We start from the raw sequence: 20,623 nt of genomic DNA, 5'->3' as shown, positions 1-20,623 counted from the left end.
TTAGGTAAGGTGCAGACAGGATTTAGTTCACCAAGAAGTCTGTATGAACAACAAGGATGAAGGACGGCGCTTCAGCATCAGTGAGCTGGCTCGGGAATTTGATATTACGACGCGCAGCATCCGCTTCTATGAGGATCAGGGATTACTCAATCCAGCCAGGGAAGGGCAGACCCGCATCTACAGCAAGCAGGATCGGGTTCGCCTCAAGCTTACCCTGCGCGGCAAGCGACTAGGTTTCAGCTTGGCCGAAATTAGAGAACTGTTTGATCTCTATGATGCAGATAAGAGCAGCCGTACCCAGCTGCAAACCATGCTCGGGCTGGTCACCGAGAAACGGAAGACGCTGCAGCAACAGATGGAGGATATCAGGATGGTGCAGCTGGAGCTGGATGCCGCCGAGCAGCGCTGCCAACAAGCGCTTAGCCAGCTGGGATAACCGGTTGTGGCTGTGGCTGACCTGATTGTTCTTTCAGTCCGCTCACAAGATTCCTTATAGCAAAAAGCCACTCCTGAGAGTGGCTTTTCTGCTACCTGACAGTTCGTGATTAAACGCGAACGAAGTCCAGGTGAACCAGCTTGTAACGTACAGGGTGACGCTGGATAGCTTTCACTTTTACGTTAACTTCTTCGCCGTTGATAACCAGGGTCAGTACAGACTCGTAGAATTCCGGCTTTTCTTGGGCCAGGATGAATTTCTTGTGGTCAACGGTGATGGACTGGGCTTCTTTACCTGCACCATAAACGATGGCAGGAACTTGGTCAGCTTGACGCAGGCGGCGGCTCGCACCTTTCCCCAGGTCAGAACGGACTTCAGCTTGGAATACGAAAGACATAGTATGTATCTCTTTTAAAGGAATGTATGGTGCAGACTGCGACCGGTCGGCACCTCGCAAAACGAGCGCGAATACTACCACGGGCCAAATGCGGATACAAGGTACCGATTCTGCATTTAGCGTCCCTGCTCCAGTCGGGCAAATTGCTGCTGACGCTGGGCCGGGCTCAGGGCATCAAACTTCGCCAGGGTCTCGGCGCGCGGACAGTAAAGGCCATCCCCCGTTCTGACCCGAATGCTTTTGCCAAGCCGTTGCTGATTCTCCGCCACCAGCGCCAACAAATAGCTGTAGGTATCAGCCCCCCGGGCACTGGATAGCTGGTTGGCAATGCGCCACAGGGTCTCCCCTGCCGCGACCTGATGACACACGGTTTGTGGGTCGCCTGCTGCCGGATCAGAGAGGGTGAGCATGGCATCACTGCCTGCGGATAAGCTAGCCGTGTGGCTGGCGAGCGCCATATCGGCGCTCGCTACGCCCTCATATCCTTGTGCACCACTCATCCCCGCAGTGCGAAACGTCACGCCTAATTGAGCCAGCAGAGGTTCGCTCTCGTCGGTATCGGTGGAAATATCGACACCACCGAACGTGTTTTGGGGTGTGCGGAACTCGGCGATAAAGGGCGCGATGGATTGCGCGCCATAACCAGGGAAACCACTCCCCTGCTGCACGATTGCACCCACCTGACCAGGTACGACCCCGTAAGCCATCTCATCGATGCGTCGCAGCCTTGCCAAATAGGTTTTAGAAAGCTGCGCCTCCCCCTCGAACAAATCGAAAGGGGGGACCAGCCGGGCGGGAAAGAGGATCTGCCAGCGACCATGCTTCTGCTTCAGGGCCAGTGGCGGGAACTGGTTGCCACGCCACGCAACAAACATGGCGGGCGGCGTGCGTGTCAGGGGGTAATATTCCGGGTTCAACTGCACCCAGGTTTGTTCCGCGATGGGCTGATAACCGCTGATCACCACCTGCGCCACGCTCAACCAGATCCCCAGCATCCTTGCCTCCCTGACTTCCGTTTAAAAGGGCCCGCCACCTTGGCAACCCCTTCCCACACTCTATATCACGCAGTTAAAACAGACAGATAGCAGCTTAGCACTGAGCAATGGCGTTCAGCACCCGTTTATCGGAGACCGGATAGGGGGTCCCCAGATTCTGGGCAAAAAACGACACCCGCAGCTCCTCGATCATCCAGCGAATATTGGCCACCTCGGTGGGAATAAGCTGGGATTTGGGGATCTTGGCCAGCAGCGCCTTGTACTCCGACTCCACGCTGTGCACCTTGAGCATGTAGACCCGATCCCGGTTGGGATCGATGGCAAGCTTCTCGAGGCGCCGTTCGATGGCCCGCAAATAGCGCAGCAAATCAGGCAACCGCTGCCAGCCGGTCTCGGTGACAAAGCCTTTGTGGATAAGGTTGCCGAGCTGCTGCTGGATATCCGACATGGCAAAAGCGGTGTCGAGCTGCATCTTCCCCTTGAGCCGCTTCTTGATCTCATGGGAGAGCGTCAGCACGGCTTCCACCTGCTTGGCCACCTCCACTACCGCATCGTTGAGCTCGGCGCGGACAAACTCCTTGAGCGCCTCGAAACCGGCCTCGTCCCAAGCCAGCCCGCCATGCTGTTCGATCAGCTTGTCGCAGCCACAGGCGATACAGTCATCAATCAGCTCCGCCACCTTACCAAAGGGGTTGAAATAGAGCCCGAGCTTGGCCTTGTTGGGCAGCTTCTCCTGCAGATACTTGATGGGAGATGGCACGTTGAGCAGCACCAGCCGGCGCTGGCCCGCCCACATCAGCTGCTGCTGCACCACCGGACTCTCCACCAGCTGGATGGCGACCGAATCCTTCTCGTCTACCAACGCCGGATAGGCTTTCACCTCGAAGCCACCGCGCTTCTGGCTGTACTCCTGAGGCAATTCACCAAAGCTCCACAGAGTGAGGCCGGACTGCTCGATGTCATCGTCCGCCACTTGTGACAGGGTCTCCTGCACCTTGCCGCGCAGCGACTCTTTCAAGGCTTCCAGATCTTTGCCTTCCGCCACCTTCTTGTGTTTGTCGTCCACCACCCGGAAGGTGAGTTTCAGGTGATCGGGCACAGCAGTCCAGTCCCAGGATTCACGAGGTACGGTGACGCCGGTCATGCGGCGCAGCTGACGCTCCATCTCGTCCAGTAGCGGCCCCTGTTCGGGGTTGATGCTGGCTAGCAGCGCATCGGCATAGTTGGGGGCCGGTACGAAGTTCTTGCGCATCGGTTTTGGCATCGACTTGATGAGGGCTACCAACAGCTCGTGACGCAACCCAGGGATCAGCCACTCGAACCCCTTCACCTCCACCTGATTCAGGAGCGGCAGCGGAATATGCAGGGTCACGCCATCAGCCGCCTCCCCCGGCTCGAACTGATAGGTCAACTTGAGCTTGAGGCGCCCCTGCTGCCAGAAGTTGGGGTAGTCGAGATCGCTGATGTGGGCCGCATCCCCCTTCATCAGCATCTCTTTTTCGAAGTTGAGCAGCTCGGGATCCTGCTTTTGCGCCTCTTTCCACCACTTGTCGAAGTGACGGGCAGAGATCACCTCCTGCGGCAAACGGGCATCGTAGAAGCGGAACAGGTCCTCGTCATCCACCAGAATGTCGCGCCGACGGGATTTGTGCTCCAGCACCTCCACCTCGGCCAGGAGCTTGCGGTTATCGCTGAAGAAACGGTGGCGGGTCTCGAAATCTCCCTCCACCAGGGCGCGGCGGATAAATAGCTCGCGGCACAGCGCCGGATCGATACGGCTGAAGTTGATGGTGCGCTCGTTGACCAGGGTCAGACCATAGAGGGTCACCTTCTCCTTGGCCATTACAGCGCCGTTTTTCTTCGACCAATGTGGGTCGCTGTGGTGCATCTTGATGAGGTGGCCTGCCAGCGGCTCCACCCACTCGGGCTCAATCTTGGCGTTGATGCGGGCGTAGAGACGCGAGGTTTCCACCAATTCTGCGGCCATCACCCACTTGGGCGGCTTCTTGAACAGACCCGAGGCAGGGAAGAGGTGGAAACGGCCGTTGCGGGCGCCGAGAAACTCCGGTTTTTCCAGATCCTTGTTGCCGATATGGCTCAAGAGGCCGGTCAGCAGCGCGCAGTGCACCGTCTTGAAATCTGCAGGTTCATGGTTGGCTTTAAAACCAAGCTCCTTGACCGTCTGACGCAGTTGGAAGTGAATGTCCTGCCATTCACGCACCCGCAGGTAGGAGAGAAACTCCTTCTGGCACATGCGGCGGAACAGATTGCTGCCAAGGGCATCCTGCTGCTCTTTCAGGTAATTCCACAGATTGACGAAGGCAAGGAAGTCGGAATCCTTGTCCTCAAAGCGTCTGTGCTGCTCGTCGGCGGCCTGCTTCTTCTCCATGGGCCGCTCGCGGGGATCCTGAATGCTGAGGGCCGCGGTGATCACCATCACCTCGCTCAGGCAGCCAGTCTGCGCCGCGCTGATCACCATCTTCGCCAGACGCGGATCAAGAGGGATGCGCGAGAGCTGGCGACCGGTCTCGGTCAGCTGCAGCTTGGCTTCGCGATCGCCGGTGGCGGGCAGCTCGCGCACCGCCTCCAGCTCTTTCAAGAGAGTCAGGCCATCCTTGATATGGCGGGATTCAGGCGGCTCGACGAAGGGGAACGCCTCCATATTGCCAAGGCCGAGCGCCAGCATCTGCAGGATGACGGAAGCCAGGTTGGTGCGCAGGATCTCGGGGTCAGTGAAGGCAGGGCGGCTGTTGAAATCCTCCTCCGAGTAGAGGCGGATACAGATACCGTCTGCCACCCGGCCGCAGCGCCCTTTACGCTGATTGGCACTGGCCTGGGAGACCGGCTCGATGGGCAGGCGCTGCACCTTGGTGCGCCAGGAGTAGCGGCTGATGCGGGCGGTGCCCGGATCGATGACGTAGCGAATGCCCGGCACCGTCAGCGAGGTCTCCGCCACGTTGGTGGCGAGCACGATGCGTCGCCCAGCATGGGGCTGGAACACCTTGTTCTGCTCGGCGTTGGAGAGACGGGCGTAGAGCGGCAACACCTCGGTATCGCGCAGGTTGAGTTTGCGCAAGGCATCGGCGGTATCGCGGATCTCCCGCTCGCCGTTCATGAAGATAAGGATGTCCCCCAGCCCCTCGCGGGCCAGCTCTTCCACCGCGTCGAAGATCCCCTGCAGTTCGTCGCGCTCTTCAAGACCTTCGCTCTTGTCACTGGTAAGTGGGCGGTAGCGCACCTCCACCGGATAAGTGCGGCCGGAGACCTCGATCACCGGCGCCTTGTTGAAATGGCGGGAGAAACGTTGCGGGTCGATGGTGGCCGAGGTGATGATCACCTTGAGATCGGGGCGCTTAGGCAGCAGTTGCTTGAGATAGCCCAGAATGAAGTCGATATTGAGACTGCGCTCGTGGGCCTCATCGATGATGATGGTGTCGTACTGGGTCAGCATCCGGTCGTTCTGGATCTCCGCCAGCAGGATACCGTCGGTCATCAGCTTGATGTGGGTCTGCTCACTCACCTGATCGGTAAAGCGCACCTTGTAGCCCACGTAGTGACCGAGTTCGGACTCCATCTCTTCGGCAATACGGGCCGCGACGGTGCGGGCTGCCAAACGGCGTGGCTGGGTGTGGCCGATAAAGCCCTTCACCCCGCGCCCGAGCGCCAGACAGATCTTGGGGATCTGGGTGGTTTTGCCCGAGCCGGTTTCGCCTGCAATGATCACCACTTGATGCTCTTGAATGGCCTTGGCGATCTCCGCCTGCTTCTGGCTGACCGGCAGGTTGTCCGGATAGGTGACCTTGGGCACTCCGGCCAGACGGGTTTGATAGCGCACTTCGGCGGCGGCCAAATCAGCGGCGATGGTCTCCAGCACGGCGGCCTGTTTGCCTTCAGGCAGCTTCTTGACCCCATGCAGGCGGCTGGAGAGACGGCGGGCGTCAAGGTTCATGCAGGCAGGGAGACGGCGGCGCAGCGCCTCGATAGAGAGAGACAAGGTACGAATTCCTTAAATAGGTGCCCAGAGGGGCCATATCGATAGCTGGGGGAGATCCTAAAGAGCGAGGCTGGGCGGTGCAAGCCTTAACGTAGCGTTATCTATGGGAAGACAGAGAGATTGGCCGATCCTCAAACATGACAAAACAACCATTGCAAGATGGCATAACATGATAAATGGCAGCATATGAAATAGCCAAGGCAAGCCGAAACTTGCCTTGGGAGAGAGGAAAAGAGGGTTAACCGTGGGTGTGATGGACAAAACAGGTGGTGAGCTGGGCGTGAATGGCCTGCATGACATTGTGACGATTGATGACACCGAGCAGGCGTCCCTCCTCCACCACCGGATAGATCTTCGGCTTTTGTCCCATCATCATCTCCGCCAGGCTCAAAATGCTGGTATCGGGCCCCACCGACAACACCTCCTTGCGCATCACATCCTTGACCTGCGCCACCTGTTCGCAGTGATAGGCCTCCTTAAGCAGCACTGCGATGCAATCCTGCTCGGAGATCCAGCCAATCAGATGGCCCTGGCCATCCACCACCGGGCCACCGAGCTGATGACTGTTCAGAAATTTCTCGACCGCAGCTTGCACCATCATGTCGGCAGTGAAGGTGATGGGTCTGCTCTGCATATAATCCTTGGCTTTTAGCGATTCCATATCTGCTCCCCTACGGTAGTCCATCAAGCTGGCGTCTTGTGCGCCGGTACCGGCACCATGCTCGGCTTGTTCCAAGCATAGCTGGCTGACGGCAGTATGAGTCAGCGGCCAGCCTCTCCCTCAATTGGTGGCATGATCCGGCTCGCGATCCGGAATGGCTGCCATCATCATCTGCGGCAGGTGATCGGCCAACACCGCCACCACAGCGGGATCGACCCGCCCCTGATCCGCAAGTTGCTGCATAAAGGTCAATGCGTCACGAGCCGGCAGACCGCGGCGATAAGGTCTGTCCTGCACCATTGCCTGAAAAATATCAGCGACCCGCAGAATACGCGCTTCGAGCGCCATGGCGGATGCCGGCAGGTGGAACGGATAGCCCTCCCCGTCAGGCTCCTCATGGTGATAGGCCGCCCAACAGGCAATCTCTTCAAACCCTTCGATATGGCGCAAGATCTGGTAAGTCTCGAAGCTGTGAGTATTGATGATTGCCCGCTCCTCTTTCGTCAGGCTGGCAGGCTTGTCGAGGATCTCGTCCGGCACCCTGAGCTTGCCAAGATCATGCAGCAAACCGGCGATCTCCAGCATGTCACAATGGATGGCACTGACTCCCATCAATTCTGCCAGTGCCCGAGACAACCTGCTCACACCGAGTGAATGCGTCATCGTGAATGGGCTTTTGGCGTCGACAATGCCGGAGAAGATCTGCGCCAGCGCTTTTAGCTCCCCGTTGAAGGTCAGGCAAGGCTCCCGCACCTGCAGCATCTCCAGCATGTAATCATTGATGGAGCGAGCTTCCAGCTGCAGCCAGAATGCCTCAGAGCGAGACGCCTTGAGGAAGGCATCCACCAGCTCGGGGGCAAAGAACTCGTCACGGAAATCCTGCAGGCGTGCGCGGATCTCGTTGGTATGCATCAACAATGAACCATCGCCATAGTAGGGCGCAGCCAACGCATCGCAGCGATCCACCAGAAAGATAAGGTTGGCCTGACGGGCTACATTGGGGTCCACATCGGCCATCTCGCGCAACAGGTGCCAGTGGGTATGGTGATAACGGATAGGCAGGGCCAGCGGGGCCAGCAAACGGAAATCCTTGAGCAGCTGATATCCCACCTCGCAGTGGCGCTGGGAGGACTCCCAATCGAACTCGCTGACCAGATGGTGATGGGTGATGGTCGAGGAGACACCGATATCATGCAGCACACCCAGCTCGAACAGCAGACAGCGTTCGGCCTCACTCATCCCCAGCTCCCGGCTGCACTCGGCAGCCATAATCCCGACCCGTTTACCGTGGGCCACATCACCAATGCCCACCAAGTCCAGTGACGCAGACAAGGCATACACCACCTGTCTGAGATCTACCGGTAACGAGAACAATCTGGCTCCCTGCACTCTATTCATGATCTCTGTCCCACGCGATGTTGTCGTATCAAACTGATGCTGTTTTATGCCTTGCCTTCTATCAATCTAGTCAATAGCACAGCCTTTTACCTTGTTTTTATAGGCATTTATGACCCTGACACCTTGCAAAGACAAAGGTCACAGCTGGATTTATTTGGCCACTCCCATTCAAGTCATTTTTATCCTTTCAAAAATATGCGAGCACACTCTTTTAAATATCGCGATGAGATTGTGAGCAGTTTTAAAACTCATCTCTGAGCGAAAAAATCAACACCTCCACTTTACTTAATTATGACTTAATCAGAATTAAAGAGTGCTCGGCTTGCCAGTAAGATATTTGAATAAAGACACACCACTACGGACATAGCAGCCCTCATCCCCTAAATTAATTAGCCGAACTGTGAACTCCACCACCCATTTATTCGCCTTATCGCCATCGATAGCGGTAGATACCTCATGCCTTCTCGATACAGCCTTCCATGCGCCCTCCAGCCCCCCCCGATAGCCGGCGACTGAAGGGCTGGAGAAAAAATATCGGATAACCAGCGGTTATATTCGCTATTAGGCGACAAGGATAAACGGAATTTATAGAGTGAAACGGTTTAAAGCTGATGTCCAAGCTGCGGTTAAATGGGGCTATTCAGGTCATATCACTCTTTATAGATCATAACGACAGCGATAAAGGGAAATGTGCCCATCCGGGTATTCCATTCCCTCCAACAGCCTGTACGGGATGATATTTCCAATGTGTTAAACGCACGCTGCTTTCATCGCATATTTTGTGTACCAATTCACATCAGATTAGGATGTGGAGCCAATAATGGCCACCGCTGGTAGTGCCACAGCAGCCGCCAAGCCCAATATCTTGCCATCATGAGCGATGACATCGGCTACTGAAACATCAGTGCCTACAACCGGGGATGGTGGGCTGCCAGACCCCGAACCTGGACAGGATCGCCAATGAAGGGGCCCTCTTTACCGATCACTACTGATGTCATTAAAAAATCATCACATCCTGAGAGATAGACTGGTCTTATAGACTCGGTTAACAGAGCAGAAATGCACAAGATGTCGGGATCAACTGCCCAATAAACCGCCACCTGCACGGCTCGCCCTTCGTTCTGTCTGCGCTATGGTTTACCATGCAGGCAATTGTGGTGCCTGGCACCGCCCACCCTGGCGCCAGGCGCCGTCATCGGATACCTCATCTCGAGCAACATGAGCAAAACAGCACACGCGGGCAACGAGCCAACCTTCTACTTCCACGACTACGAGACCTTCGGCATCAGCCCCGCCAAGGACAGGCCGTCGCAGTTTGCCGGTATTCGTACCGATGCGGATTTCAACATCATTGGCGAGCCGCTGGTCATCTACTGCAAGCCTCCGGCAGACTACCTGCCGGATCCGGAGGCGTGTCTGATCACCGGCATCACGCCGCAAAAAGCGATGAAGGACGGGCTGTGCGAGGCGGATTTCATTCGCCAGATCCACGAGCAATTCGCCACTCCGAATACCTGTGTGCTGGGCTACAACAGTATCCGCTTCGATGACGAGGTGACCCGCTACACCCTCTATCGCAACTTCTATGACCCCTATGCCTACAGCTGGCAGAACGGCAACTCCCGATGGGATATTCTCGACATGCTGCGGGCCTGCTATGCCCTTCGGCCGGAGGGGATCGAGTGGGCCTTTGACGAGGAGGGTAAGCCGAGTTTCCGGCTGGAGAAGCTGACAGTCGCCAACGGCGTGGCCCATGCCAATGCCCACGATGCGCTCTCGGACGTGCTGGCCACTATCGAGATGGCCAAGCTGGTGAAAAAAGCCCAACCCAAGTTGTTTGGTTATCTCTTTGATCTGCGCAACAAAAACAAGGTGAAGGCGCTGATTGACGTGGTGACCATGAAGCCGCTGGTGCACGTCTCCGGCATGTTCTCTCCTTGGCAAGGTTGTGCAAGCTGGGTCTCGCCACTCGCCTGGCACCCCACCAACCAGAACGCGGTGATCATGGTCGACCTGACCCGCGACCCCACCCCGCTTATAGAGCTCACGAGCGAGGAGATCCGCGAGCGCCTCTACACCAAGAAAGAGGAGCTGGGGGATCTGGCGGGCATTCCGGTCAAACTGGTGCACATCAACAAGTGCCCGGTGCTGGCGCCGGCCGCCACCCTGACGGCGGAGCGCGCCGACCAGCTCGGCATCGATCGGGAGCAGTGCCGCAAGAGCCTGGATCTGCTGCGCGCCCACCCCGAGGTGCGGGAAAAACTGGTGGAAGTGTTCAATCAGGAGTTCACCGGCAGTAATGACAGCGACCCCGATACCCAGCTCTACGCCGGATTCTTTGGCCATGGCGACAAGTCCACCATGGATCTGGTGCGTGCCACCCCCGCGGATCTGCTGGGTGAGCGGGAGTTCGCCTTTACCGACTCCCGGCTGCCGGAGATGCTGTTCCGCTATCGCGCCCGCAACTGGCCGCACACCTTGAGCGAAGCGGAGCAGAAACGCTGGCGCCTGCACTGCAGCGACTACTTCAGCCGCCGTCTGCCGGACTATGTGCCCCGTCTCGAGGCGCTGGCCGAGCAGAACCAGAGTAACGAACGGAACTTTGCAATTCTAAAGAGTCTCTACCACTATCTGGAAGATTTATGAGTTGTGAGTAGTTTCACAATAAATCCTTCCCGCCCGTCCCCTTCTTCAGGTCATAATGACGAAGGGGATTTCCCCAAAAACCAATATCTTGCAACATCCTGAGCGGATGTCTCCCAAGCAAGAGATCTCTTTGGCAGAACGGAAGCCATTTGCTGATGCCTCGTCACCACGCACTGCTCGGATTACTGGCCCTGCTGCCGCTGGTAGCCAACGCCGCATACCGGTTCGATGTGCCGGACTATCTTGCTCGCCTGCCCGAGCAGACCTATCGCATCGTAGAACAGAACTTCAATTCCCTTTATCAGCAGACTGATTTCACTCCCCTGATCACCAACAGCTACTTCAACGGCTCCCATCTCTACAAGTTTGTCGGGGTACCGCTGGCCATTAGCGCCCAGTCAGGTTTCCAGCTGGAGGTGTTTGGTCAGGTCTATAACCGCGCTTCGCAAGCCTATATGCACCTGAGCGAGGATATGTCCCTCTATCGGGTGATGCGGGTCGATCTAATGGGGAACCCCAATGATCAGCTGGCCATCGGTTTTGGTCTGGGGGTGCCCATCACCCCGTTGCTGACCCTCAAGGCGATCGCCTCCGGCAGTGATATCCCGGGCTATGGCTCCGCCAAATACGCCGTCGGTTTTGAGTGGCGTTACTAAAAAACGTGGCTGATAACCGCTGATTGAAACAATTCAGGCTCCGTGATGGAGCCTGAATTGCTTATGGTGACGCTGTGATCAGGTGTAGCGGATCACCCGCCCCTCGCCCCCTTGCAGGGTGACAGCCGTGCCGACTGCCTGTCCCTGCCAAAAATCGGTTCCCCCTTCCGGCAGCAGAAATTCCTGTGGTTGCTCCTCCCAGTTGAAGAGGCAGAGCAGAGTGCCGCCCTCGGGCAGGCTTACTTCGCCGCAGGCAAAGTCCATCGACTCGAAACGGGCAGAAGGTGTCCGGGCGGCGCAGAGCGCCAGCAACTTGCGCAGTTGCGCAGCCTGCTCTTCATCGAGATCTTGCAGCCGATCACCGGCCAGCATCATGCCGCCGCTTGCCACCAACGCTGCCAGATGGAAACTGTATTCAGCCTGGCTCGCCTGCTGGGTCGGCAGATCCCGCAGACAGATGCAGTCGGGGTCGAGGACCCAGAGCTTGTCGTTCTGCCAGGCGCGGCAGAAGGCCTCGCGGGCGATCTGGCGATAGCGGTGGCCATTGCGCTCCACGTCATCGCTCACCCGCATGCCGTGCACCAGCCCAAGGCTTGGCCAGATGGGGGCATTGCAACCGAGCAGGAAAGCGCCTTCACCAGCACCACGCAGGATGGCCGCCATACCGCGTCGATAGGCTTCAACCCGGGTGGCGGCCGGATCGTGGAAACGACCACCGTGGATGGCGCCCCAGAAATTGGCATCCAGCTTGAAGTAGTGGATGCCCCACTGTTCGCGCAGGGTGCGGAACACCTGCTCAAGGTGCGCCTGCACCTCGGGGTGGGTACCATCCAGCACATACCAGGGAGTGCAGCGCCAACCACCATAGGTGACCCGCTCGGAGGGCAACGGCAGACCGTCATCCCCCTTCACGAACCAGTCGGGGTGATCCTGAAATACCTGCGAAGTGGGTTCGGCAATAAAGGGAGCGACCCAGAGGGCGGGCTCGCAGCCAGCCTGTTTGATCTCCGCAGCCAGTGCCGCAACGCCCTGCTCGAACTTGGCCGATGGAGTGAGCCAATCGCCCATTTTAGCCTGATAGCCGTCGTCGATCTGCACGTAACGCAGGGGCGGGAAACGCTCGGCACGCACCTGCAGATTTTCGCGAATGTCGGCGGCACTTACCTCGGCGTAGTAGTGATACCAGGAGCACCAGCCGCTCGGGCGCTCACTTACCTTACCGATCAGCGAGCCGTGCTCGGCCTCGATCAGCTGTGCCAGTTCGGCCAGCAGATCCTCGCGCTCCGCCCCTTCGAGGCAGATCAGCGCCTCGCTCTGCCAGTGCCCACCGGCCGCAAGTTTTCGCCCTTCGCAGTTCATCAGGATCTGCAGGCGACCATCAGGATAGAGGCGAAACTCCCCGCCAAAACGGTGGCAGCTGGCAAAGGCGAGCAGCAGCCACCCCTTGCCATGCTCCACCAGCAACAGGTTGTGAATGGTGTGATAGACATTGTCATCGGTGATGCGATAAACGCTGGCATCGGGGCAACGGCCGACATGTTGCGGTGATTGCCAGCTACCCATGGTCTGGGCCAGCATCTGGAATCCTTCGCCATAGATGGCGCTCTCCACCGGCAGGCCAAGCTTGCCGTCAAACAGCACCCAGCGCTCGACCGGGGTGGCATCAGAACCGGTGTTGTCGAGTCGCACCCGACACAGGGGCCCTTCCCACTGACGGGTTTGCAGCAGATGGGGTGGCAACGCATTATCGTTCGCCAGCTGGCGAACTCGGGACAAGAGGGATGTCATCACTACTCCTTGTAGTTCGAAAAAGGGTTCTATCAGACGATGTTCAACAGATAATCTGCATACAAATCAGCTTCAAACGAACTGATTTCAGTTGTTATTGTTTTAATGCCGCGACCCGCCCTCTCTGGTAAACTGCGATTTTTCTTCCCAGTCGATGAGGTTCACGTGATCGCGCAACGCGCCTTGCTGTACTTTCGTGACTTTATGGTCATCGCCGCCTGCCTGCTGGCAGGCAAATCCGTGGCAGCCATCCTGCCTTTCGCCTTTCCCGGCAGCATCATCGGCATGCTGCTGCTGTTCGTGCTGCTCTCCCTGCAGCTGATCAAGCTGCACTGGGTCGAGCTTGGCGCTGGCCTGCTGCTGCGCCATATGGGCGTTTTGTTCGTGCCGGTCGCGGTCGGACTGGTGGCCTGGCTTGAGCCCCTGCGCCAATCCTTCGGCGTCATCATGCTCTGCATCGTGCTCGGGATCGTGCTGATCCTCGCCACCGTCGGTCGGCTCTACCAGAGGATGAACAAATGATCTTCTGGCTAGCCATTCCCCTGACCCTGGCGCTCTATTTCGCCACCCGCGCCCTCTATCGCCGCCTGCCCTGGCCCATCATCAATCCGGTGCTAGTGCCGACCGCGGTGATCATCGGCCTGCTGCTCTGGTTTGATCTGCCCCTTGAGCAGTACGAGCGCGGCAGCAGCCCCATTACCATGCTGCTGGAGCCCGCCGTAGTGGCGCTGGCGCTGCCGCTCTATCAACAGGCGCGCCAGATCCAGGCCAAGCTCAAGCCCATCCTAATCTGTACCCTCGCCTCCGTCTTGATCTCGGTGTGCACAACCTTGCTGATCGGTCATTTTATGGGCACAGATCCGGCGCTGCTCGCCTCATTGGCCACCAAATCCATCACCACCCCGCTCGCCATGAGCGTCAGCCAGTCCATCGGCGGCATTCCAGCCATCGCGGCCGCCGTGGTGGTGGTGGTGGGGATTGTCGGTGCCCTGATCGGCTACCCGCTGCTCAGATTGCTGAAAGTGACCGATCCGGAAGCCCAAGGGCTCGCCATGGGGGCCTGTGCCCACGCCATCGGCACCGCCACCTCCGCCGAGAAGGGGATAACCCAGGGGGCCTTTGCATCGCTCGCCATGGTGGTGTGCGGGATCCTCACCGCTGCCGTCGCGCCGCTGCTGTTTGCCATCTATCACTGGCTGATCTGATCACCCCATTGACCACCTGTTGACCATTCCGAGGGGCCCGCTGGCCTCTCGGGGTGCGACCTGCCGCACAATTTGCACAAGACAAACGTTTCCATTACCATCCCCCTCCGTTTGCCCATCAGGGCGTGAGCCTGCTCACACATTTACCCGAGCTTGCTCCCTACAATGGCCGCCCAATTGGCCTTTGAGGACACACTATGCATCCCCGTTTTGCCAAGCCATTCGATACCCTCTCTGCCCCGCTCAAAGCAGCCGTGCAGCCCATGCTGGATAGTGCCGACTTCAACGCCCGCTTCACGCCGGAGCAAGTCGCCACCCTGAAAGCCGCCACAGGTCTCGATGATCGCGCCCTGCGCCTCGCCCTGTTGCCGCTGGCTACTGCCTGCTCGGTGGCGCCCATCTCCAAGTTTTATGTCGGTGCCATCGCCTGCGGCCTGAGCGGCACCTGGTACTTCGGTGCCAACATGGAGTTTGCAGGGCAAGGGTTGTTCCACTCGGTTCACGCCGAGCAGTCCGCCATCTCCAACGCCTGGCTGGGTGGCGAGACCGGGATATCTGAAATCACCGTCAACTACACCCCCTGCGGCCACTGCCGTCAGTTCATGAACGAGCTGAGCACCGCCAAGACCCTGAAAGTCTCCCTGCCCGATGACCTGAGCGCCCTGCAATCCTTCCTGCCCCACTCGTTTGGCCCGGCAGATCTCGACATCACGGATGCGCTGATGAGCCCGCAGGATCACGCAGAGCTTGAACTTCAAAGCGAAGACCCGCTGTGGCAAGCCGCACTGGCCGCCGCCCGTCAAAGCTATGCCCCCTATAGCCAGGGCTATGCCGCGGTGGCGCTGCAGTTTGCCGATGGCCGCATCTTCTCTGGCCGCTACGCCGAGAACGCTGCCTTCAACCCCAGCCTGCCGCCGATGCAGATGGCCTGCGCCCATGCGGTGCTTAACGGCGAAGATCTCGCCACCATCCGCCGCGCCGTGCTGCTGGAGAACAAAAACGGCCAGATCAGCCAGCGTGACTCAGCCCAGTCCACCCTCAAGGCGCTGGGCTCGGTCGAGCTGGAGTATCAGGCGGTCTGATCCCGGCTTTGTGTCGATAAACGAAAGCCCCCGCACCTTGGTGCGGGGGCTTTTTACTTGGCCGTTTAACCGAGAGCTGCCCTTGATCTCACGGCTTGGCGCGGTTGATCACCCCGTCTAACCGGTTGCTGATCAGACCGGTTTTAGCCGCGCAGTGAAGTGGCGCAGCAGCGGCGGCTCGTAGTCGAAGGTGAGCCCGCGAATGTCGCTGGCCCGCGCTTTCACCGCGATCAGGCAGTCGGCCACATAGTCCATGTGATCCCGGGTGTAGACCCGGCGCGGAATGGTCAGACGCAACAGCTCGAAGTCCGCCGCCTCCTGCTTGCCAGTGGCGGGATCGCGCCCGAGCAACAGGGAGCCAATCTCCACCCCGCGCACACCCCCTTCCAGATAGAGCTCGCAAGCGAGCGCATGGGCCGGGAACTGCTCGGCCGGAATATGGGGCAGCAGCTTTTTGGCATCCACAAACACCGCATGGCCGCCGGTGGGGGTCTGGATCGGGATACCCGCCTCGGCCAGCCGCTCGCCGAGATAAGCCACTTGACTGATGCGATAGGTGAGATACTCCTCATCCATCCCCTCCCGCAGTCCGATGGCGAGCGCCGCCATGTCCCGTCCGGCAAGGCCGCCATAGGTGACAAACCCCTCCATCGCCACGCAGCGCACCTGCACCGCACGGAACAGGTCGAGATCCTCTTTGAAACAGCAAAGTCCGCCGATATTGACCAGCCCGTCCTTCTTGGCCGACATGGTGAAGATGTCCCCCAGCGCAAACATCTGGCGCACTATCTCCTTGATGCTGCACTTCGCATAAGCCGGATCCCGCTCCTTGATAAACCAGGCGTTCTCGGCAAAGCGGGCGGCGTCGATCACCACCGGAATATGGTGACGACGGGCCAGCGCCGAGACTGCCTCCATATTGGCCATGGAGACCGGCTGACCGCCGGCGCTGTTGCAGGTGACCGTGATGATGATGCCGGCCACGTTGTCGGCCCCCAGGGTCTCGATGGTGTCGGTCAGGCGAGGGAGATCAAAATCCCCCTTCCAGGCGTAGGGGGCCGTGGTGTCGAGGGCTTTCGGGGTGAGCAGGTTGATGGCCCGCGCGCCAGCCAACTCCACATGGGCCTTGGTGGTGTCGAAGTGGTAGTTGGAGATAAAGACCGACGCCTTGCCCTTGCAGCGTTTGACCAGCTCGGGGAAGAGGATCTGCTCGGCCCCGCGCCCCTGGTGGGTGGGCATCACATGCTGATAGCCAAAGATCTCGCGCACCGCGCGCTCCAGCTCGACGAAGTTGCGGCTGCCCGCATAGGCTTCGTCCCCCATCATGATGCCGGCCCACTGGCGGTCGGACATGGCACCTGTGCCACTGTCGGTCAGCAGATCGATATAGACATCCTCGGCCAGCAGCAGGAAGGGGTTCCAGCCAGCGGCCTCGAGGGCGGCACGACGCTCGGCGCCAGTGGTCTGTTTGATGGGCTCGACCATCTTGATACGAAACGGCTCGGGTATACGACGCATAAAACACTCCTCACCGGCGCAAGGCCAGTGTGTTTGAAATCGGGATTGGCAAAAAGGCCGGGGCGATCAGGGTCGTCCGGCTGACAAATTCAAACGGCGGGTACCGCCAATCAGCGGTGAGGAAAGTCGAAGGTGAGAATGGGATCCCGGGTATACCAGTGGGCGAGCAGGCAAGCTGCCCGGGGCGTAGCTGTCATGATTGGCATCACTCCCCTCCATATCGGTTGTAGACAGTCGGTGGCCAACAAGATCCATTGATGGATGCTGCCAACAGGCAGCCTCGCCACGTTAACGGCTGGTTAATTTGCAAACAAGGGGGGCACCGACGGGCTGTGCGCCCGCTCACAAAGTGCGCATCTGCGCGGCAAACTGGCAGTGAGGTTGATCCGTCCACGCCCCCGGTTCGTTATTCTCCCTACCCACACGCCACATCCCCCATCAGCCAAGGCCGGAAACCCTCATGCATCGCAAACCCCATCTGCCCGAGAAGATCTGCCCCGTCTGCCAGCGCCCCTTCAGCTGGCGACGCAAGTGGGCGCGCAGCTGGGAGGAGGTTCGCTACTGCAGCGAGCGCTGTCGCCACGCTCGTCACAGCAGTCAGCAACCCGAGGGGGAGCAAGTCTGATGGAGCTGCGTCTTGTTCTTGGCGATCAGCTGAACGCCGCTCACAGCTGGTTTCGCACCCCGGATCCGGCGATCTGCTACCTGATGGCGGAGCTGCGCCAGGAGACCGACTACTGCCGCCACCATCGCCAGAAGGTGCTGGCCTTCATTGCCGCCATGCGCGCCTTCGCAGCAGCACTCACCCAAGCGGGCCACCGCGTCTGTTACCTGCCCCTAGATGAGAGCGCCCGCTGGCCCGACTTGCCCGGCTTGCTGGAGGCTCAGCTCGAAGCACATCAGGCCAGCAGCTTTGCCTGGCAGAGCCCGGACGAGTGGCGCCTCGCCAGCCAGTTGAAAAGCTGGGCGGCGGGCCTTGCCATCCCTGCCACCGAGGTGGAGAGCGAGCATTTTCTCACCCCCCGCGATGGCTGGCAGCGCTATCCTCACAGCCGGATGGAATTCTTCTACCGCGCCCTGCGCAAGCAATATCAAGTGCTGCTCGATGAGCGCGGCCAACCCCTTGGCGGGCGCTGGAACTTCGATGACGAGAACCGCGCCAAGCTGCCGGAGCGTCAGCCGATCCCGGAACCTCTCACCTTTGCCAACGAGGTGAGCGAGATTGATACCATGCTGACCCGCCACGGGGTCAGCACCATAGGCGAGGCGGATGCCAGCCAACTGCCTTGGCCCATCACAAGACGTCAGAGTCGCGAGCTGCTGGCCCATTTTCTCACCCACTGCCTGCCCCACTTTGGCCGCTATCAGGATGCCCTGAGCGAGCGGGGCTGGAGCCTGTTTCACAGCCGTCTGTCGTTTTCACTCAACAGCAAGATGCTTCATCCGCTTGAGGTGATCCGCGTCGCCGAGACCCACTGGCAGGCCAATCAGGCCACCATCACGTTGGCGCAGGTGGAGGGTTTTATCCGCCAGATCCTCGGCTGGCGCGAGTTTGTCCGTGCCCTTTACTGGGAGAAGATGCCCGACTACCAGCAGACCAATTTTCTCGGGGCCAACCGGCCGCTGCCCGGTTTCTTCTGGAATGGAGAAACCAGGATGGCCTGCGTGCGCCACGCCATTCGCCAGTCTCTGGAGCATGGTTACGCCCACCATATCCAGCGGCTGATGGTGACCGGCAACTTTGCCCTGCTGTCGGGGATCGATCCTGACGAGGTGGATGACTGGTATCTCGGCATCTATGTGGATGCCATCGAGTGGGTGGAGCTGCCCAACACCCGCGGCATGAGCCAGTTTGCCGATGGCGGCCTGATGGGCAGCAAGCCCTACGCCAGCAGCGGCGCCTATCTCGAGCGGATGGGCCACTACTGCAAGGGGTGCCACTATCAGATCAAAGCACGCCACGGCGACGGAAGTTGCCCCTTCAACAGCCTCTACTGGCACTTTCTCTGGCGCAATCGGGACAAACTTGGCGGCAATCCCCGCCTCGCCCTCCCCTATGCCAACTGGGATGGCCAAGCCGCAGCGCAGCAGCAGGCCATTCTGGCCACCGCGGAGCACTACCTGATCAAGCTGGAGCAGTTGTAAGCGGGCCATGTCCCCTGGCACAGTCACACTGACAAGAGCGCAGCGATTTACGCTGGCAATCAGGCTCACCATCGCACCAAACACCAGCTTGTGACTGGCAAGCAGACGGAGATCCCAATCCTGCGCAGAGCGGTTGAATATCCTGTGGCGGCTGATTATGGTGGTGGCCACATCAGGAGATCAGTCAAGGAAAGACGATATGGAGATAGTGGTTCTCGGTGGCGGCGTGATAGGGGTAACCAGCGCCTGGTATCTGGCCAAAGCGGGTCACAAGGTGACCCTGCTGGAGCGACAAGGTGGCGTCGCCCTTGAAACCAGCCATGCCAACGCCGGGCAGATATCCCCGGGTTATGCGGCCCCCTGGGCGGCCCCCGGCATTCCCCTCAAGGCGGCAAAATGGATGTTGCAAAAGCATGCCCCCTTCACCGTGCGCCCCACCGCCGACCCCTTCCAGCTTCGCTGGATGCTCAGAATGCTCGCCAACTGCACCCCGACCGCCTATGCCACCAACAAGGGGCGCATGGTGCGTCTGGCCGAATACAGCCGCGACTGCATGAAGCTGCTGCGCGACGAGCTGAACATCGATTACGAAGGGCGTCAGCTCGGCACCCTGCAACTGTTTAGAAGCCAGTCCCAGCTCGATGCCAGTCAGCGCGATATCGAGGTGCTGGAGGAGTATGGCGTCCCCTACCAGTCGCTGGATGCCAGCGGCTGCGAAGCGGCAGAGCCTGCGCTGGCGCGGGTGCGCGGCAAAATCGTTGGCGGCTTGCGTCTGCCCGGCGACGAGACCGGCGACTGCTTCCGCTTCACCAAGGCCCTTGCCCTTGAAGCCGAGAAGCTCGGGGTCAAGTTCGTCTTCAACTGCGACATCGACGAGATTGAGCAAGCCCGCGGCCGCGCCGTGGCGGTGCGGGCCGGCGAGCAGCGCTATCGCGCCGATGCCATCGTCTGTGCGCTGGGCAGCTATGCCACCGGCTTTTTGCGGCCGCTGCTGCGCCCGCTCGGGCTGGAGCTGCCTGTCTATCCGGTCAAGGGCTACTCCCTCACCCTGCCGATGATCAATGCCGAGGCCGCGCCGCGCAGTACCGTGCTCGACGAGACCTACAAGGTGGCCATCACCCGCTTTGACGAGCGGATCCGGGTCGGCGGCATGGCGGAGCTGTCGGGCTACAACCTCGCCTTGAATCCGAGACGCCACGACACGCTGGCAATGGTGGTCGGCGATCTCTTCCCCGCAGGGGGCGATATCAGCAAGGCCGAGTTCTGGACCGGCCTGCGTCCCATGACACCGGATGGCACCCCGCTGGTGGGGCCGAGCCCCATTCCCGGCCTCTGGCTCAATACCGGCCACGGCACCCTGGGCTGGACTATGGCGGCCGGTTCGGGTCAGCTGTTGTGCGATCTGATCAGCGGCAGCGAGCCAGCTATCAGCGATGAGGGGCTCACTCTGGCCCGTTACGGCTAGACGCACACACAGTCGGGCTGTTTCACTCGCTTTTCAACCGCTTTATTGACAGGCCACCGCCATAAACGGTGGCCTTTTCGTCTGATGTTGACCTTCTCCCTCCCCGTCTGCCTGAGCGGTGCTCTGGCTGCCGGTTAATGCAGCAAACGGCACAGAATATTGCGCAATTCGACTTGCGCAAGCCGCCACAATCCGTAATGTGGATAGACGCATTTTTCGCAGCGCATATTTTTTAAA

At 59.4% G+C, this 20,623-nt stretch carries 16 protein-coding genes; 9 read left to right on the top strand and 7 right to left on the bottom strand.

Going from position 1 to position 20,623, the window contains the following annotated elements; all coding sequences use genetic code 11:
• Positions 1-43 precede the first annotated feature (43 nt).
• Positions 44-436, top strand: a complete 393-nt coding sequence (locus G5171_RS01615; protein ID WP_421250179.1) for a MerR family transcriptional regulator — start codon at positions 44-46, stop codon at positions 434-436.
• A 109-nt stretch (positions 437-545) separates the two neighbouring features.
• Here the strand turns inward: G5171_RS01615 and rplY are convergent, their stop codons facing one another.
• From rplY to G5171_RS01590, 5 genes are all read right to left on the bottom strand, one after another.
• Entirely contained in the window at positions 546-833 is a 288-nt protein-coding gene (gene rplY, locus G5171_RS01610) for a 50S ribosomal protein L25 (RefSeq protein ID WP_005345280.1), read from the bottom strand.
• 116 nt (positions 834-949) lie between these two features.
• Positions 950-1,828, bottom strand: coding sequence for a hypothetical protein (locus tag G5171_RS01605; RefSeq protein WP_421259730.1), 879 nt, complete (start codon positions 1,826-1,828; stop codon positions 950-952).
• Between the two features lie 94 nt (positions 1,829-1,922).
• The gene (gene hrpA / locus G5171_RS01600) at positions 1,923-5,822 is read right to left on the bottom strand and encodes an ATP-dependent RNA helicase HrpA (protein ID WP_421259729.1); all 3,900 of its coding nucleotides are present in this window, start codon (positions 5,820-5,822) and stop codon (positions 1,923-1,925) included.
• A 238-nt stretch (positions 5,823-6,060) separates the two neighbouring features.
• A complete protein-coding gene (locus tag G5171_RS01595; RefSeq protein WP_005333273.1) occupies positions 6,061-6,483 on the bottom strand; it encodes a CBS domain-containing protein in 423 nt (140 codons plus the stop codon).
• Between the two features lie 120 nt (positions 6,484-6,603).
• Positions 6,604-7,881 carry an HD-GYP domain-containing protein gene (locus G5171_RS01590; RefSeq protein WP_421250182.1) on the bottom strand — a complete coding sequence of 426 codons (1,278 nt, stop codon included), beginning with the start codon at positions 7,879-7,881 and terminating at the stop codon, positions 6,604-6,606.
• A gap of 1,218 nt (positions 7,882-9,099) precedes the next feature.
• Between G5171_RS01590 and sbcB the strand changes: the two genes are divergently transcribed.
• Both sbcB and G5171_RS01580 read left to right on the top strand, forming a co-directional pair.
• On the top strand, positions 9,100-10,527 hold the full coding sequence (gene sbcB / locus G5171_RS01585; RefSeq protein ID WP_421250183.1) for an exodeoxyribonuclease I: 1,428 nt from the start codon (positions 9,100-9,102) through the stop codon (positions 10,525-10,527).
• Positions 10,528-10,682: 155 nt separating this feature from the next.
• Complete coding sequence (locus G5171_RS01580; protein ID WP_421250184.1) at positions 10,683-11,183, top strand: hypothetical protein; 501 nt, start codon at positions 10,683-10,685, stop codon at positions 11,181-11,183.
• Between the two features lie 78 nt (positions 11,184-11,261).
• Here G5171_RS01580 and G5171_RS01575 read toward each other — a convergent pair whose 3' ends face one another.
• Positions 11,262-12,971, bottom strand: a complete 1,710-nt coding sequence (locus G5171_RS01575; RefSeq protein WP_421259728.1) for a glycoside hydrolase family 36 protein — start codon at positions 12,969-12,971, stop codon at positions 11,262-11,264.
• 165 nt (positions 12,972-13,136) lie between these two features.
• Between G5171_RS01575 and G5171_RS01570 the strand changes: the two genes are divergently transcribed.
• The 3 genes from G5171_RS01570 to cdd all read left to right on the top strand — a co-directional run bounded on the left by G5171_RS01570 (position 13,137) and on the right by cdd (position 15,258).
• Entirely contained in the window at positions 13,137-13,493 is a 357-nt protein-coding gene (locus G5171_RS01570; protein WP_421250186.1) for a CidA/LrgA family protein, read from the top strand.
• Positions 13,490-14,176 carry an LrgB family protein gene (locus tag G5171_RS01565; protein WP_021230200.1) on the top strand — a complete coding sequence of 229 codons (687 nt, stop codon included), beginning with the start codon at positions 13,490-13,492 and terminating at the stop codon, positions 14,174-14,176. Before G5171_RS01570 ends, G5171_RS01565 begins: the two co-directional genes overlap by 4 nt.
• A 197-nt stretch (positions 14,177-14,373) precedes the next feature.
• Positions 14,374-15,258, top strand: a complete 885-nt coding sequence (gene cdd, locus G5171_RS01560) for a cytidine deaminase (RefSeq protein ID WP_421250187.1) — start codon at positions 14,374-14,376, stop codon at positions 15,256-15,258.
• 132 nt (positions 15,259-15,390) lie between these two features.
• Here cdd and G5171_RS01555 read toward each other — a convergent pair whose 3' ends face one another.
• Positions 15,391-16,776, bottom strand: coding sequence for a tryptophanase (locus G5171_RS01555; protein WP_421250188.1), 1,386 nt, complete (start codon positions 16,774-16,776; stop codon positions 15,391-15,393).
• Positions 16,777-17,236: 460 nt separating this feature from the next.
• Here G5171_RS01555 and G5171_RS01550 point away from each other — a divergent pair, with 460 nt between their 5' ends.
• From G5171_RS01550 to G5171_RS01540, 3 genes are all read left to right on the top strand, one after another.
• Positions 17,237-17,401 carry a DUF2256 domain-containing protein gene (locus tag G5171_RS01550; RefSeq protein ID WP_421259727.1) on the top strand — a complete coding sequence of 55 codons (165 nt, stop codon included), beginning with the start codon at positions 17,237-17,239 and terminating at the stop codon, positions 17,399-17,401.
• A complete protein-coding gene (locus G5171_RS01545) occupies positions 17,401-18,921 on the top strand; it encodes a cryptochrome/photolyase family protein (protein ID WP_421250189.1) in 1,521 nt (506 codons plus the stop codon). Before G5171_RS01550 ends, G5171_RS01545 begins: the two co-directional genes overlap by 1 nt.
• Positions 18,922-19,078: 157 nt before the next feature.
• Positions 19,079-20,386 carry a D-amino acid dehydrogenase gene (locus G5171_RS01540; protein ID WP_337993052.1) on the top strand — a complete coding sequence of 436 codons (1,308 nt, stop codon included), beginning with the start codon at positions 19,079-19,081 and terminating at the stop codon, positions 20,384-20,386.
• The last annotated feature ends 237 nt before the right edge of the window (positions 20,387-20,623 follow it).

This window comes from Aeromonas sp. 600774 (genome assembly GCF_049175075.1).
In the GTDB taxonomy this organism is placed as follows: Bacteria; Pseudomonadota; Gammaproteobacteria; order Enterobacterales; family Aeromonadaceae; genus Aeromonas; species Aeromonas veronii_A.
This window is presented reverse-complemented; position numbering and strand designations above follow the sequence as displayed.

What these genes read in the sequence shown, in the direction of transcription:
- G5171_RS01615 (WP_421250179.1), top strand. Translation starts at nt 44, where the DNA reads ATGAACAACAAGGATGAAGGACGGCGCTTCAGCATCAGTGAGCTGGCT.
- rplY (WP_005345280.1), bottom strand. Translation starts at nt 833, where the DNA reads ATGTCTTTCGTATTCCAAGCTGAAGTCCGTTCTGACCTGGGGAAAGGT.
- G5171_RS01605 (WP_421259730.1), bottom strand. Translation starts at nt 1,828, where the DNA reads ATGCTGGGGATCTGGTTGAGCGTGGCGCAGGTGGTGATCAGCGGTTAT.
- G5171_RS01595 (WP_005333273.1), bottom strand. Translation starts at nt 6,483, where the DNA reads ATGGAATCGCTAAAAGCCAAGGATTATATGCAGAGCAGACCCATCACC.
- G5171_RS01590 (WP_421250182.1), bottom strand. Translation starts at nt 7,881, where the DNA reads ATGAATAGAGTGCAGGGAGCCAGATTGTTCTCGTTACCGGTAGATCTC.
- sbcB (WP_421250183.1), top strand. Translation starts at nt 9,100, where the DNA reads ATGAGCAAAACAGCACACGCGGGCAACGAGCCAACCTTCTACTTCCAC.
- G5171_RS01580 (WP_421250184.1), top strand. Translation starts at nt 10,683, where the DNA reads ATGCCTCGTCACCACGCACTGCTCGGATTACTGGCCCTGCTGCCGCTG.
- G5171_RS01575 (WP_421259728.1), bottom strand. Translation starts at nt 12,971, where the DNA reads ATGACATCCCTCTTGTCCCGAGTTCGCCAGCTGGCGAACGATAATGCG.
- G5171_RS01565 (WP_021230200.1), top strand. Translation starts at nt 13,490, where the DNA reads ATGATCTTCTGGCTAGCCATTCCCCTGACCCTGGCGCTCTATTTCGCC.
- cdd (WP_421250187.1), top strand. Translation starts at nt 14,374, where the DNA reads ATGCATCCCCGTTTTGCCAAGCCATTCGATACCCTCTCTGCCCCGCTC.
- G5171_RS01555 (WP_421250188.1), bottom strand. Translation starts at nt 16,776, where the DNA reads ATGCGTCGTATACCCGAGCCGTTTCGTATCAAGATGGTCGAGCCCATC.
- G5171_RS01550 (WP_421259727.1), top strand. Translation starts at nt 17,237, where the DNA reads ATGCATCGCAAACCCCATCTGCCCGAGAAGATCTGCCCCGTCTGCCAG.
- G5171_RS01545 (WP_421250189.1), top strand. Translation starts at nt 17,401, where the DNA reads ATGGAGCTGCGTCTTGTTCTTGGCGATCAGCTGAACGCCGCTCACAGC.
- G5171_RS01540 (WP_337993052.1), top strand. Translation starts at nt 19,079, where the DNA reads ATGGTGGTGGCCACATCAGGAGATCAGTCAAGGAAAGACGATATGGAG.